The organism is Streptomyces sp. NPDC002867 (assembly GCF_053591895.1).
In genome coordinates, this window is record NZ_JBSFUR010000031.1 from 14,094 (window position 1) to 28,920 (window position 14,827).

General features: G+C 71.6%; 11 protein-coding genes. 9 read left to right on the forward strand and 2 right to left on the reverse strand.

What is annotated here, in order from left to right; genetic code table 11:
• Positions 1-34: 34 nt before the first annotated feature.
• Positions 35-1,654, reverse strand: a complete 1,620-nt coding sequence (locus tag ACWD0A_RS24910) for a PucR family transcriptional regulator (protein ID WP_451301520.1) — start codon at positions 1,652-1,654, stop codon at positions 35-37.
• A gap of 44 nt (positions 1,655-1,698) precedes the next feature.
• A complete protein-coding gene (locus ACWD0A_RS24915) occupies positions 1,699-3,501 on the reverse strand; it encodes a glycoside hydrolase family 15 protein (protein ID WP_307717893.1) in 1,803 nt (600 codons plus the stop codon).
• Positions 3,502-3,981: 480 nt separating this feature from the next.
• On the opposite strand from ACWD0A_RS24915, the gene ACWD0A_RS24920 reads away from it, so the two are divergent.
• From ACWD0A_RS24920 to ACWD0A_RS24960, 9 genes are all read left to right on the forward strand, one after another.
• On the forward strand, positions 3,982-5,646 hold the full coding sequence (locus ACWD0A_RS24920; RefSeq protein WP_451301522.1) for a CTP synthase: 1,665 nt from the start codon (positions 3,982-3,984) through the stop codon (positions 5,644-5,646).
• A gap of 85 nt (positions 5,647-5,731) precedes the next feature.
• Positions 5,732-6,358: an NUDIX domain-containing protein gene (locus ACWD0A_RS24925; protein ID WP_451301524.1), complete on the forward strand. Its 627-nt coding sequence runs from the start codon at positions 5,732-5,734 to the stop codon at positions 6,356-6,358.
• Positions 6,359-6,558: 200 nt separating this feature from the next.
• Positions 6,559-8,598: a tetratricopeptide repeat protein gene (locus ACWD0A_RS24930; protein ID WP_451301526.1), complete on the forward strand. Its 2,040-nt coding sequence runs from the start codon at positions 6,559-6,561 to the stop codon at positions 8,596-8,598.
• A gap of 144 nt (positions 8,599-8,742) precedes the next feature.
• Positions 8,743-9,858: an alanine dehydrogenase gene (gene ald / locus ACWD0A_RS24935; protein ID WP_451301606.1), complete on the forward strand. Its 1,116-nt coding sequence runs from the start codon at positions 8,743-8,745 to the stop codon at positions 9,856-9,858.
• Between the two features lie 351 nt (positions 9,859-10,209).
• Positions 10,210-11,376, forward strand: a complete 1,167-nt coding sequence (locus ACWD0A_RS24940; protein WP_177151154.1) for a ParA family protein — start codon at positions 10,210-10,212, stop codon at positions 11,374-11,376.
• Positions 11,361-11,903: a hypothetical protein gene (locus tag ACWD0A_RS24945; protein ID WP_451301528.1), complete on the forward strand. Its 543-nt coding sequence runs from the start codon at positions 11,361-11,363 to the stop codon at positions 11,901-11,903. The genes ACWD0A_RS24940 and ACWD0A_RS24945 overlap by 16 nt, the downstream gene beginning before the upstream one ends.
• A gap of 51 nt (positions 11,904-11,954) precedes the next feature.
• Positions 11,955-13,112 (forward strand): segregation/condensation protein A, encoded by a 1,158-nt coding sequence (locus ACWD0A_RS24950; protein ID WP_451301530.1) that lies wholly within the window; start codon positions 11,955-11,957, stop codon positions 13,110-13,112.
• Positions 13,113-13,144: 32 nt separating this feature from the next.
• Entirely contained in the window at positions 13,145-13,714 is a 570-nt protein-coding gene (gene scpB / locus ACWD0A_RS24955; protein WP_256356215.1) for an SMC-Scp complex subunit ScpB, read from the forward strand.
• A complete protein-coding gene (locus ACWD0A_RS24960; protein ID WP_451301532.1) occupies positions 13,714-14,820 on the forward strand; it encodes a pseudouridine synthase in 1,107 nt (368 codons plus the stop codon). The genes scpB and ACWD0A_RS24960 overlap by 1 nt, the downstream gene beginning before the upstream one ends.
• Positions 14,821-14,827: the final 7 nt, after the last annotated feature.

Here is a 14,827-nt window from a genome sequence, read left to right on the forward strand (position 1 = left end):
CTGCCGAGGGGGCAAGGGGGCGGCGGCCCCCGGGTCAGGGGGCGTGGCGGCGGGCGCGGAGGGCCAGGCTCAGGGAGAGCACCGTCTCCGGGTCGTCCAGGTCCGTGCCCAGCAGCTCCCCGATCCGCGCCAGCCTGTTGTACAGCGTCTGCCGGTTGAGATGCAGTTCGCGCGCCGTCTCCGCCTTGCGGCCCGCGTGGGCCAGATACGTCTCCAGCGTCGGCAGCAGCGGCGGGCGCGACGTCGCGTCGTGCGCCCGCAGCGGGCCGATCGCGCGGTCCACGAACGCCGCCAGGTCCGGATGCTCGCGCAGTCGCCACAGCAGCAGGTCGATGTCCAGACGACGGGCGTCGTACCAGAGGCGGTCGCTCAGACCTCGGGCCGCCGTCGCGGTCTCCGCCGCGTGCCGCAGCCCCGCGCCCGCCGTGGCCCAGCCGCCCGCCACGCCCACCACGACAACCGGCGGATGCGCCGCCCTCCCGAGTCCCGCTCGTTCGACGCCCGTGCGCAGGGCGTCGGCGACCCGGCCCGCGACCGCCGTCCGGTCGGCTTCCGTCCGGAGGCCGACGAGGAGCGGGACGCGGCCCTCCACGGGGCGTACGCCGAGCAGGACCGGCACTCCGAGAGAGGCGAGCGCATCGGAGACGGCCCGGGCGAGCACGGCCCAGTTGCCCGTCGGCGTCAGCTCGGCGGCGAGCCGCATCACCACCGGCAGCAGCGGCCCCGAGCCCGGCTTGAAACCGAGCACGCGGGCCTGTGCCGGGGCGTCCTCGGGGGCGATGCGGCCCTCGGCGAGGTCGGTCAGGAAGTCGCCGCGGCCACGGGCCGCGAGCTCCTCCTCCTGGCGGGCCTGCATGAGGACGACCGCGAGCGATGCCGCCGCGCGCTCCGCGGCGATGCGGTGCACGGGCAGCAGCGGGGACGACACCGCCAGCAGCACCAGCCGGGCGCGCACCGCGGCCGTGCCCCGGCCGCCGCCCGGCACGTCCACCAGGACGGCGTTCGTCGGCGGCCCGTCCTGGCGCCCGCCGCGGAGCCCTTCCCACACCTGGAGCGGATCGGCGACGGCCGCCTCGTCGCCGGGGGTGTCCGCCGCGTACAGCAGTTGCCCGTCGGGTGTCTCCAGGAAGACCGGGTCGCCCGTGAACGAGGCGAGGATGCCGAGCACCTGGGGGACTCCGCCGCCGGCCAGCAGCGCCTCGGTGCACCGCCGGTTCACCTCTTCGGCCTGCCGCAGCAGCGCGTAGTGGCCGTTGACGATCTCGGTGTGGATCTCCTCCGTCACCGCCACGAACGGCACCTCGCGGTGCAGCTGCACCAGCGGCAGCCCCGCCGCGCGGGCCGTCTCGACGATCGTGGCGGGCAGGCGCGTGAACCGCGGCCCCAGCTCGACGACGAGCGCGGCGATCCCGCGTTCCGCGAGCCGGTTCACGAAGGCGCGCTGCTCGGCCGGTCTGGTGCCGAGTCCCAGGCCGGTCGTCAGCAGCAGCTCGCCGCCCTTGAGGAGCGAGGCGATGTTGGGCACCTCACCGGCGTGCACCCAGCGGACCGTGCGATCGAGCCGGTCGGCACCGGCCAGGACCTCCGGCAGCCCGCTGCGGAGGCCGGGCAGCTCCAGTGCCCGCTGCACGGTGATGCCGCCCTGCGTGTCCATGGCTGCGGACGCTACAGGGGCGGCACGACCAGGAACAACACGGATCAGCCTCCGTACGCGCCCGAGGCCGTCAGCCGCAGGGCGGTGTCGATCAGCGGAACGTGACTGAACGCCTGGGGGAAGTTGCCCACCTGCCGCTGCAGCCGCGGGTCCCACTCCTCGGCGAGCAGCCCGAGGTCGTTGCGCAGGGCCAGCAGCTTCTCGAACAGCTTGCGGGCCTCGTCGACCCGGCCGATCATCGCCAGGTCGTCGGCCATCCAGAACGAGCACGCGAGGAACGCGCCCTCGTCACCCGGCAGGCCGTCCACGCCCTCCTCCGCGCCCTCGGTCGGGTAGCGCAGGATGAAGCCGTCGGACGTCGACAGCTCGCGCTGGATCGCCTCGATCGTGCCGATGACCCGCTTGTCGTCGGGCGGCAGGAAGCCCATCTGCGGGATCAGCAGCAGGGAGGCGTCGAGTTCCTGCGAGCCGTACGACTGCGTGAAGGTGTTGCGTTCCTTGTCGTAGCCCTTCTCGCAGACGTCCCGGTGGATCTCGTCGCGCAGCTCGCGCCAGCGGTCCAGCGGTCCGTCGGCGTCGCCGGACTCGATGAGCTTGATGGTGCGGTCGACGGCGACCCAGGCCATCACCTTGGAGTGCACGAAGTGCCGGCGCGGGCCGCGGACCTCCCAGATGCCCTCGTCGGGCTGGTCCCAGTGCTTCTCCAGGTACTGGATCAGCTTGAGCTGGAGCAGCGAGGCGTAGTCGTTGCGCGCCAGGCCGGTCATGTGGGCGAGGTGCAGGGCCTCGGTGACCTCGCCGTAGACGTCGAGCTGGAGCTGGTGCGCGGCGCCGTTGCCGACCCGGACCGGGCTGCTGTTCTCGTAGCCCGGCAGCCAGTCCAACTCGGCCTCGCCAAGCTCCCGTTCGCCCGCGATTCCGTACATGATCTGCAGGTTCTCGGGGTCGCCGGCGACCGCGCGCAGCAGCCACTCGCGCCAGGCGCGGGCCTCCTCGCGGTATCCGGTGCGCAGCAGCGACGACAGGGTGATCGCCGCGTCGCGCAGCCAGGTGTAGCGGTAGTCCCAGTTCCGTACGCCGCCGATGTCCTCGGGGAGCGACGTCGTCGGCGCGGCGACGATCCCGCCGGTCGGCGCGTACGTCAGGGCCTTCAGCGTGATCAGGGAGCGGACGACGGCCTCGCGGTAGGGGCCGTGGTAGGTGCAGTGATCGACCCATTCGCGCCAGAAGTCGACGGTGGCGTCCAGAGAGCCCTCGGGGTCCGGCAGGGCCGGCTGCTCCCTGTGCGAGGGCTGCCAGCTGATCGTGAACGTGATCCGCTCGCCGGGGGAGACCGTGAAGTCCGAGTAGGTGGTCAGGTCCTTGCCGTACGTCTCCGCGTCGGTGTCCAGCCAGACGGAGTCGGGCCCGGCGACGGCGACCGTACGGTTGTCGATCTTGTGCACCCACGGCACCACGCGCCCGTAGCTGAACCGCATGCGCAGCTCGGAGCGCATCGGCACCCGGCCGCTGACGCCCTCCACGATCCGGATCAGCTGGGGCGCACCGTCACGAGGCGGCATGAAATCGGTCACGCGGACCGTGCCGCGGGGCGTGTCGTACTCCGACTCGAGGATCAGCGAGTCGCCGCGGTAGCGGCGGCGGTCGGCGGCCGGCGGCGCGTCGTTCACGCTGTACGCCGGCCCGAGCCGCCAGAATCCGTGTTCCTCGGTGCCGAGGATCCCGGCGAAGATGGCATGCGAGTCGAAGCGGGGCAGGCACAGCCAGTCGACCGTGCCGTCCCGGCAGACCAGAGCTGCGGTCTGCATGTCTCCGATGAGTGCGTAATCCTCGATGCGCCCGGCCACGTGCATCTCCAGTCGAACGGCCACGTCCGCCCCGCGGGGCGCTTACTGCAGTCAAGGGTCGTTGACGAGCCGCGGCGACCCCAAACACCACAGTGGCACCGTCGCCACCCGCATGGTGTGGGGGTGCCGGATTTTCCGGGTGACGGGGCTCCGTGGTGCCGGTCGACCGGCCCGGCTCGGCAGCGAGTGTCCGAGCAGGATACGACGCACGCACGTGATGCGCGCAGGTGTCCGGACAACATGACTGCGCCGAACGGGCGAGCGGCGGGCGGGCGGCGGTGAACGGTCCGTACGCGTCCCGGGCGCGTCGGCGGGTGTGGCCGGAAGCGGCCGTGGCCCGTCGCTGATACCCTGGTACCCCGTGGACCGGTGGCCGTCCCGATACGAGAAGGCCCCGAAACCGCAGCGACGGCACCCCCGAATCCGGGTCGGACGCCGGCACGCACCCCACCTCGCGACCACGGGAGCCCCCTCTTGGCGATGCCGCCCAAATCCATGACGACCAAGCACATCTTCGTCACCGGGGGTGTCGCCTCCTCCCTCGGCAAGGGCCTCACGGCCTCCAGCCTGGGCGCGCTGCTCAAGGCACGGGGCCTGCGGGTCACCATGCAGAAGCTCGACCCGTACCTGAACGTCGACCCGGGCACCATGAACCCGTTCCAGCACGGTGAGGTGTTCGTCACCAACGACGGCGCCGAGACCGACCTGGACATCGGCCACTACGAGCGCTTCCTCGACGTCGACCTCGACGGCTCGGCCAACGTCACCACCGGCCAGGTCTACTCGCAGGTCATCGCCAAGGAGCGGCGCGGCGAGTACCTCGGCGACACCGTGCAGGTCATCCCGCACATCACCAACGAGATCAAGTCGCGCATCCGCCGCATGGCCACCGACGACGTCGACGTGGTGATCACCGAGGTCGGCGGCACCGTCGGCGACATCGAGTCGCTGCCGTTCCTGGAGACCGTCCGCCAGGTCCGCCACGAGGTCGGCCGGGACAACGTCTTCGTGGTGCACATCTCGCTGCTGCCCTACATCGGCCCGTCCGGCGAGCTGAAGACCAAGCCGACGCAGCACTCGGTCGCCGCCCTGCGCAACATCGGTATCCAGCCGGACGCGATCGTGCTGCGCGCGGACCGTGACGTGCCGACCGCGATCAAGCGCAAGATCTCGCTCATGTGCGACGTCGACGAGGCCGCGGTCGTCGCCGCCATCGACGCCAAGTCGATCTACGACATTCCGAAGGTGCTGCACACCGAGGGCCTGGACGCGTACGTCGTGCGCAAGCTGGACCTGCCGTTCCGCGACGTCGACTGGACCACGTGGGACGACCTGCTGGACCGTGTCCACAACCCCGACCACGAGGTCACCGTCGCGCTGGTGGGCAAGTACATCGACCTGCCCGACGCCTATCTGTCGGTCACCGAGGCGATGCGCGCCGGCGGCTTCGCGAACAAGGCCCGCGTCAAGGTCAAGTGGGTCACCTCCGACGACTGCAAGACGCAGGCGGGTGCGCAGAAGCAGCTCGGCGACGTCGACGCGATCGTCATTCCCGGCGGCTTCGGCGAGCGCGGTGTCGACGGCAAGGTCGGCGCCATCCGCTGGGCCCGCGAGAACAAGGTCCCGCTGCTCGGTCTGTGCCTGGGCCTGCAGTGCATCGTGATCGACGCCGCGCGCAACCTGGCCGAGATCCCCGACGCGAACTCCACCGAGTTCGACGCGGCCACCGCGCACCCGGTGATCTCCACCATGGAGGAGCAGCTGGCGTACGTGGAGGGCGCGGGCGACCTGGGCGGCACCATGCGGCTCGGCCTCTACCCGGCCAAGCTCGCCGAGGGCTCGATCGTGCGCGAGGTCTACGCGGACCAGCCGTACGTCGAGGAGCGCCACCGCCACCGCTACGAGGTGAACAACGCCTACCGCGCGGAGCTGGAGAAGAAGGCGGGCATCCTCTTCTCGGGCACGTCCCCCGACAACAAGCTCGTCGAGTACGTCGAGTACCCGCGCGAGGTGCACCCCTACCTGGTCGCCACCCAGGCGCACCCCGAGCTGCGCTCGCGCCCCACCCGTCCGCACCCGCTGTTCGCCGGTCTGGTGAAGGCGGCCGTGGAGCGGCAGCAGGCCGCGCGCACGTCGGGCGCGTAACCGCAGGCGATACGGTTGACCGGGGTACGGACCTTGCGGGTCCGTGCCCCGGTTTCCGTTTGTGCGTGGTGGAAGGACGCTTTTGATGACGATCAAGGACACGCCCGAGGTGTGGCGGATCACCGCGACCGAGACGCCGTTCCGGGGCAACAAGACGAGCGTCCGCACCGACGACGTGGTCATGCCCGACGGATCGGTCGTCAAGCGGGACTACCAGGTCCACCCGGGATCGGTCGCCGTCCTCGCCCTCGACGACGAGGGGCGGGTGCTGGTGCTGCGCCAGTACCGGCACCCCGTGCGCCACAAGCTGTGGGAGATCCCGGCCGGCCTGCTGGACGTGCCCGGCGAGAACCCGCTGCACGCGGCCCAGCGGGAGCTGTACGAGGAGGCCCATGTCAAGGCCGAGGACTGGCGCGTGCTGACCGACGTCTACACCACCCCGGGCGGTTGCGACGAGGCCGTGCGGATCTTCCTGGCGCGCGACCTGTCGGCGGCGGACGGTGAACGCTTCGAGGTCGCCGAGGAGGAGGCGGACATGGAGCTGGCACGGGTGCCGCTGGAGGAACTGGTCCGCGGGGTGCTCGCCGGGGACCTGCACAACACGTGCCTGGTCGTCGGTGTCCTGTCGGTGGTGGCGGCGCGCGCGGGCGAGGGCTTCGACGCGCTGCGCGAGGCACAGGCCCCGTGGCCGGCCCGCCCGTTCGAGGCGTGACGCGGTCTCCGTACCGGCCGGGCCGGGGCTGACGGGTACTCAACCCCACCAATATGAAGATCCGTTGATCCGATCGAGCGATCGCGGCGTCGTCCCCGGCCGCTCCGCACGGTTCGTCGCAGAGCGTGAACTACGCTCGAACCGCCCGTGCGGAGCCCCGGCGGGCTCGGCTCGTGCGCGGACGGACTGGAGCGTGACCCGTGACGGACCAGGCGCTGGACTTGGGCGGCCCCGACCGGGCGGATGCCGTTCGCTCCGGCCGCGGTGACCGGTTCTTCGGCCGCCAGCGGGAACTGAAGTCACTGCACGCCGACATCGAACACGCCGGACTCGACACCCTCGCGGGCCGCAAGGCCGCCCGTGCCCGCGTCCTCCTCATCGCCGGGCGGCCCGGTTCCGGGCGCACCGCGCTCGCCGAGGAGCTCGCCCGGCAGCTCGCGGACCGGTACCCGGACGGCGTTCTGCGGGTCCGGCTGGCCGAGCCCGGCGGCCGGCCCGTACCCCTCGAGGAAGCCGCCCGGCACCTGCTCGGGGACCTCGGCATCGCCTCGCCGCCCGGCGCCGGTGACGACGAACTGACCGAGCTGGTCCGCGACGCCCTCGCCGTACGCCGTGCGCTGCTCCTCGTCGACGAGGCCCACGACGCCGAGCACGTCGACCTGCTGCTGCCCGACAACCCCGACTGCCTGGTCGTCGCCGTCTCCGACGGGCCGCTCACCGGCATCCCCGGCGTGCGCCCCTGCACCGTCGGCGGCATGGACGCCAAGGCCGCCATCGAGCTGCTCACCGCCTTCACCGGCGAGGTCCGCATCACGGTGGACCCGCAGGCCGCCGAGGCGGTCGCCGAGGAGTGCGGCGGGCAGCCCGCCGCACTGGTCCTGGTCGGCGGCTGGCTGGCCGCCCGGCCCAGGGCGTCGGTCGCCGACGCCGCCAAGCGGCTGCGGGCCCTGCCGGACGACGGCGAGCAGCCGCGCGGCGTACGGCCGCTGGCCCGCGCGTTCCGCCTGGTCTACGAGTCCCTGCCGCAGCCCGCCGCGCGGATACTGCGCCTGCTCGCCCTGGCCCCCGCCGGTTTCGCCGACGCCCACACCGCCTCCGCCCTGGCCGGCTGCTCGGTGGCCGCCGCCCGGACCACCCTCGACGCTCTCGCCGAACTCGGTCTGCTGCGCACCGCCGGGGACGGCTTCGAGGTGCCCGGCTGCCTCGCCCCCCTGCTGCGCGCGCTGTACGAGGTCAGCGACCGGCCCGCCGAGGTGCAGCTCGCCAGGGCCCGCATGCTGGAGCGGACCGTACGCCGTCTCCAGGCGTGCCGCGCGGTCACCGAGCCCGAGGGGTCACCGGCCCGCAAGAAGCTGGCAGGCCTTCCCCGCGCGCTGCGTTTCACCTCCGTCGGCGAGGCCGACGCGTGGCTGCGGACGCACCGGCCCGCGCTGCTGGCCTCCGCGCGGCTCGCCGTCGACGACGGCGAGCTGGACACGCTGGCCCGCAGGCTGGTCGCGGCCCTGGTCAGAGCCCTTGCCGCGCACCAGGGCACGGAGGCCGCCGCGCCCGACCTGTACGGACTGCACCGGCTGGTGCTCGACGTCGCCGAGCGCCGCGGTCTGCACCGGGAGCAGGCCGCGGCGCTGCTGAACCTCGCCGACCTGGACGCCAGGACCGGCCGCACCGAGGACGCACTCGCCCGCTACCGGGCCGCGCTGGACGCGGGCCGGGTCGCGAATGACCCCTATGCGACCGGCCGCGCGATGGAATCCGTCGGCGGTGCCTACCAGGAGCTGGGGGACTGGCAGAGGGCGGCCGACTGGTACGGACGCGCGCTCGCGCAACGCCAGGCGCGCGGAGAGGAGGCCGACGCGGCACGGCTGTACGGACGCCTCGGCACGGCCCACACCTACGCGGGCCGCTACGGAGAGGCGCTGCGCAGCTGGCGGGCGGCGGTCGCCGGATATCGCAGGCTCGGCGACGTCCCGGCCCAGGCACGGGCGCTGAGCGAGGCGGCCCGGGTTCAGGAGTACGCGGGACGGCCGGAGGAGTCGCTGCACACCTGCCGCGAGGCCGTGGAATGGGCGCGGCGCGCCGGGGACGCACGCCTGCAGGCCGCGCTGCAGCTCAGGCTGGCCGACACGCTCGACCGTCTCGGTGATCCGGCCGCGGCGCGGCTGCACCGGCTCACTGCGGAAAGACTGCTTGGAACCGAGGCTTCCACCTACGAAATCCGTAGTGGTCTCGAAGAAGATTGATGCTTTGTAAGGCTAGACAGCGGGAAATCCTTCATTAGACTGGCTGCGCCACGTCTTCTCGTGGTGTGTCCCGGTGCGCGCTGTGTGCCTGGGTATCTATGGCATTGAACCGAAGCATCCCCTGAGCCAAGGACCGTGATCGACGTGAAGGTCGGTATCCCCCGCGAGGTCAAGAACAACGAGTTCCGGGTGGCCATCACCCCCGCCGGCGTGCACGAGCTCGTGCGCAACGGCCACCAGGTGTTCGTCGAGCAGAACGCCGGTGTCGGCTCCTCGATCACGGACGACGAGTACGTCGCCGCCGGTGCGCAGATCCTCCCCACCGCCGACGAGGTCTGGGCCACCGCCGACCTGCTGCTGAAGGTCAAGGAGCCCATCGCCGAGGAGTACCACCGCCTCCGCAAGGACCAGACCCTCTTCACCTACCTGCACCTCGCCGCGTCCCGTGAGTGCACGGACGCCCTTCTGGAGTCCGGCACCACCGCCATCGCGTACGAGACGGTGGAGACCGCGAACCGCGCGCTGCCGCTGCTCGCCCCGATGTCCGAGGTCGCGGGCCGTCTGGCCCCGCAGGTCGGCGCCTACCACCTGATGCGCTCGGCCGGCGGCCGCGGCGTGCTCCCCGGCGGCGTCCCCGGGACCCACGCCGGCAGGGCCGTGGTCATCGGCGGCGGCGTCTCCGGCTGGAACGCCACGCAGATCGCCGTCGGCATGGGCTTCCACGTCACCCTGCTCGACAGGGACATCAACAAGCTGCGCGAGGCCGACAGGATCTTCGGCACCAAGGTGCAGACGATCGTCTCCAACACCTACGAGCTGGAGAAGGCGGTCATCGAGGCCGACCTCGTCATCGGCGCCGTCCTCATCCCCGGCGCGAAGGCCCCGAAGCTGGTCACCAACGAGCTCGTCGCCAAGATGAAGCCCGGAAGTGTCCTTGTCGACATTGCAATCGACCAGGGCGGCTGCTTCGAGGACTCCCGTCCGACCACCCACGCCGAGCCGACCTTCCAGGTCCACAACTCGGTCTTCTACTGCGTCGCCAACATGCCCGGCGCGGTGCCCAACACCTCCACCTACGCGCTGACCAACGCCACGCTCCCGTACATCGTGTCGCTGGCCAACAACGGCTGGGTCGAGGCGCTCCGCCGCGACGCCGCGCTCGCCATGGGCCTCAACACCCATGACGGCAAGGTGGTTTACAAGGAGGTCGCCGAGGCGCACGGCCTCGAGAGCATCGAGCTGAGCGCGCTGCTCGGCTGACGAGTCAACCGACGTCGTCAACGTCACGCATCCGGCCGGACCTTGCCGCAAGGTCCGGCCGGACGCGTGTTCCGCCCCGGTTCGTCGCGCTCGCTCAACTCGCCTCGAACGTAACCCTTTAACCGTTTCGCCCGCCGACGAAACCTGTGCTCGGGAGCACGCGGAAAGGGCTCTGCGCTCTTGACAGCGGGGTGTTCGATTGCCGACACATCGGGCCGGGTCCGGCGGATTGTGTTGCTGCGGACCGGTGACACGCCATAGAGTCGCCAACCGTCGGCATGGTGCCACGCTGACCTATCGATATGTTTCCTGGTCACGTCCAAGGAGGTAAGACGACTTGTGAATGAGTCGATATTTACTCCCGGGGGTGGTCAACCAGGAACGGCTTCTGCGGGCCAGGACCCGTCGAACGGTTTCGAGGCTGTCGGCTCCGTCGCTGTCCGCCCCTTCGCGACGCACCAGCACACGACGCACATGACGACACCCCACACGATGAAGATGATGGACGGCCAACACGTGAACGCCATGGCCGGCAACGAGAGTGGCCGAGAGTCCACCCACTTCGCCGCCTACGAGGAAGTCCCCGAAGGGCACTTCTACGACCCCGACGCCGAGTACGAGCCCGATCCCGAGTACGCGGCCACCCTCGCGCCCGACGCTGCCCGTCAGCGCCGCGAGCGGATCGGCCCCACCGGGCGCCCCCTGCCGTACTTCCCGATCCCTGGCCCGCTGACCGATCACGGTCCCGCGAAGATCATCGCGATGTGCAACCAGAAGGGCGGCGTCGGCAAGACGACGTCGACCATCAACCTGGGCGCGGCACTCGCGGAGTACGGACGCCGGGTGCTGCTCGTCGACTTCGACCCGCAGGGCGCGCTGTCCGTGGGCCTCGGAGTCAATCCCATGGAGCTGGACCTGACGGTCTACAACCTCCTCATGGAACGCGGCATGTCCGCGGACGAGGTGCTGCTCAAGACCGCCGTGCCCAACATGGACCTGCTGCCGAGCAACATCGATCTCTCGGCCGCGGAAGTGCAGTTGGTGAGCGAGGTCGCGCGCGAGTCGACGCTGCAGCGTGCGCTGAAGCCGCTGATGTCCGACTACGACTACATCGTGATCGACTGTCAGCCCTCGCTGGGCCTGCTGACCGTCAACGCGCTCACGGCGGCTCACAAGGTGATCGTGCCGCTCGAGTGCGAGTTCTTCGCGCTGCGCGGTGTCGCGCTGCTGACCGAGACCATCGAGAAGGTCCAGGAGCGGCTCAATCCCGAGCTGGAGCTCGACGGCATCCTCGCCACGATGTACGACTCCCGGACCGTGCACAGCCGCGAGGTGCTGGCGCGTGTCGTCGAGGCCTTCGACGACCACGTCTACCACACGGTGATCGGCCGGACCGTGCGCTTCCCGGAGACCACGGTCGCCGGTGAGCCGATCACCACGTACGCGTCCAACTCCGTCGGTGCCGCCGCCTACCGCCAGCTCGCCAGGGAGGTGCTCGCCCGGTGTCACGCCGAGTGAGTCTGCCCGGGGCCGACGAGCTGTTCCGTACGACCGGGGGCACGGCGCTGCAGGCGTCGACCCCGCGCAGGCAGACGAACGGTGAGCCGCGGGTGCCGGCGCCGGCGGGGGAGAGCGACCCGGCGGCGGACGGCACACCGTCGTCCCGTTCGCAGGAGCACTCCGCGGCTGCCGAGGCGGAGGCTCCCGTCGAGGAACGCAGCCGGGGCACGGAGGCGGCGCCGGGCGCGGCCAAGGGCCGCCGGGCGCCGGCGGGCGAGGAGCCGACGGCCGGTGCGACGCGCCGACGTGGGCGCGGCGCCAACCGCCGGCCCAGTGGCCGTGAACGGCACGACGAGAAGATCACGGTCTACGTCTCGGCCGAGGAACTGATGGACCTGGAGCACGCGCGGCTCGTGCTGCGCGGCGAGCACGGCCTGGCCGTCGACCGCGGGCGCATCGTCCGCGAGGCGGTGGCGGTGGTGCTGGCCGACCTGGAGCAGCGCGGCGACGCGAGCATCCTCGTGCGGCGTCTGCGCGGACGCTGACGCGGTAGCCTGCGGGCCTGCCCGCCTGCGCCGCTCCCGTCCTGGACCACGATGCCCCCGACCGACGAAACGTCCCGCCCTTCGCGCCGCCGCGCGCTGGGCCGCGGCCCGGGCACGGGGACCGCGCCGCGTGACGCGGGCGAGCCCGAGGCTCCGGCCGGGGCTGATCCCGCGGGCGAGTCCCCGGCGTGTGCGCTGCGTGAGGTGGGGGAGCGTGCGGCGGGGGTTGTTTCCCCCACCCCGCCCCTTCCCGAAACCGGGGGCGAGCCCCCGGCCCCCCCGACGCGTGCGCCGCGCGCCGCGGGCGAGTTCGCGGATGAGGGCTCGGACCCGGAGGGCGTGGCTCCCAGCGGTGCCGGTGAGGCGGAGGGGCGCGACGGGGCGGTCAGGGAGGCGTCGGCCGAGGGGGGCGGTGACGGGCGGTTCACCGTGCGGTTGGCGAACTTCGAAGGGCCCTTCGACCTCCTCCTTCAGCTCATCGCCAAGCACAAGCTCGACGTCACCGAGGTCGCCCTCTCCAAGGTCACCGACGAGTTCATGGCGCACATCCGGGCCATGGGCGCCGACTGGGACCTCGATCAGACCACCGAGTTCCTCGTCGTCGCCGCGACGCTCCTCGACCTCAAGGCCGCCCGGCTGCTCCCCGCCGCCGAGGTGGAGGACGAGGCCGACCTCGCGCTGCTCGAAGCGCGCGACCTCCTGTTCGCGCGGCTGCTCCAGTACCGCGCGTACAAGCAGATCGCCGAGATCTTCGACCGCAGGCTCGACGACGAGGCCCGGCGTTTCCCACGGACCGTGGGGCTGGAGCCGCACCACGCGGAGCTGCTTCCCGACGTCGTCATCAGCATCGGGGCCGAGGGCTTCGCGAGGCTCGCCGTCAAAGCGATGCAGCCGAAGCCCAAGCCGCAGGTGTACGTCGACCACATCCACGCGCCCCTCGTCAGCGTCCGTGAGCAGGCCGAGGTGGTCGTCGCCCTGCTCAGGGAGCGCGGCAGAGCCACCTTCCGCGAGCTGACCGAGGGCGTCGACGACACCCTGACCGTCGTGGCGCGCTTCCTGGCGCTGCTGGAGCTGTACCGCGAGAAGGCCCTCGTCCTGGACCAGGAGGAGGCGCTCGGGGAGCTCATGGTCACGTGGGCGGCCGGGGACGGGGCCGCGGCGGTGACCGTCACCGACGAGTTCGACCAGGTTGTGGAGGAGAAGGAGTGAGCGACCTCAAGCCCGCGCTGGAGGCGGTCCTCATGGTCGTCGACGAGCCGGCCACCGAGGAGCACCTCGCGAAGGTGCTGGAGCAGCCCCGCAGGGCCGTCGCGGACGCCCTGAGGGAGCTCGCGGACGAGTACACGGTGCAGGGGCGCGGATTCGAGCTGCGGCTCGTCGCGGGCGGCTGGCGGTTCTACAGCCGCCCCGAGCACGCCGCGGCCGTCGAGCGCTTCGTCCTCGACGGCCAGCACGCCCGGCTCACGCAGGCCGCCCTGGAGACGCTCGCGGTCGTCGCGTACCGCCAGCCCGTCAGCCGTTCACGGGTCTCCGCGGTGCGCGGAGTGAACTGCGACGGCGTCATGCGCACCCTCCTCCAGCGGGGTCTGGTCGAGGAGGCGGGCACGGAACCCGAAACAGGTGCGATCCTGTACAGGACGACGAACTACTTTCTGGAGCGGATGGGCCTGCGCGGCCTGGACGAGCTCCCGGAGCTCGCGCCCTTCCTCCCCGAGGCGGACGCGATCGAGGCGGAGACGCAGGAAGGGCTCCCGTCGTTCGATCCGGATGCACCGGATCGTGAGGACGCAGACGACAAGACGGAACTTTGATGCGAAGCAGCAGCGGCAGGAACAGCAGCGGAAACAACGGCGGGAGCCGTGGTGGCAACAGCGGCAGCCGCGGCGGCAGCAGCGGCGGGCGCGGCAACCAGCGGGGTGCCGGCAACAACCGCGACGACAAGCAGGGCAGGCCCCGCAAGCCCCGTCCCGAGGAGCGCCGCTACGACGTGGGCACGCCTTCCGAGGGCCCGAAGAAGGGCCGCGGCGGCGCGGCCCGCGGCGGCGCCAAGGGCGGCCCGAAGCAGTCCCCCCAGCGCGGCGGCGGCCGCACCGCTCCCGCGCGCTCGCGCGAGTACGAGGCCCGCGCCGAGCAGCGCAACCGCGAGCGGTACGAGAACAAGCCGCAGATCAAGACCCCCAAGACCTTCGAGGACCAGGAGGGCGAGCGGCTGCAGAAGGTGCTCGCGCGCGCCGGCATGGGCTCCCGCCGTGCCTGCGAGGAGCTGATCGACGCGGGCCGTGTCGAGGTCAACGGCGAGATCGTGATCGAGCAGGGCGTCCGCGTCGACCCCGAGAAGGACGAGATCAAGGTCGACGGCCTGACCGTCGCGACCCAGTCGTACCTGTTCTTCGCGCTGAACAAGCCCGCCGGTGTCGTCTCCACGATGGAGGACCCGGACGGCCGGCAGTGCCTCGGCGACTACGTGACCAACCGTGAGACGCGGCTGTTCCACGTCGGCCGCCTCGACACGGAGACCGAGGGCATCATCCTGCTCACCAACCACGGCGAGCTGGCCCACCGTCTCACCCACCCCAAGTACGGCGTGAAGAAGACGTACCTCGCCGCCATTCAGGGCCCCCTGCCCCGCGAGGTCGGCAAGCGCCTCAAGGACGGCATCCAGCTCGAGGACGGCTACGCCCGGGCGGACCACTTCCGGGTCGTCGAGCAGACCGGCAAGAACTACCTGGTCGAGGTGGTCCTCCACGAGGGCCGCAAGCACATCGTGCGCCGCATGCTGGCCGAGGCGGGCTTCCCGGTGGAGAAGCTCGTGCGGACCGCCTTCGGCCCGATCACCCTCGGCGACCAGAAGTCGGGCTGGCTGCGCCGCCTGACCAACACCGAGGTCGGCATGCTGATGAAGGAAGTCGGTCTGTAACAGCGCA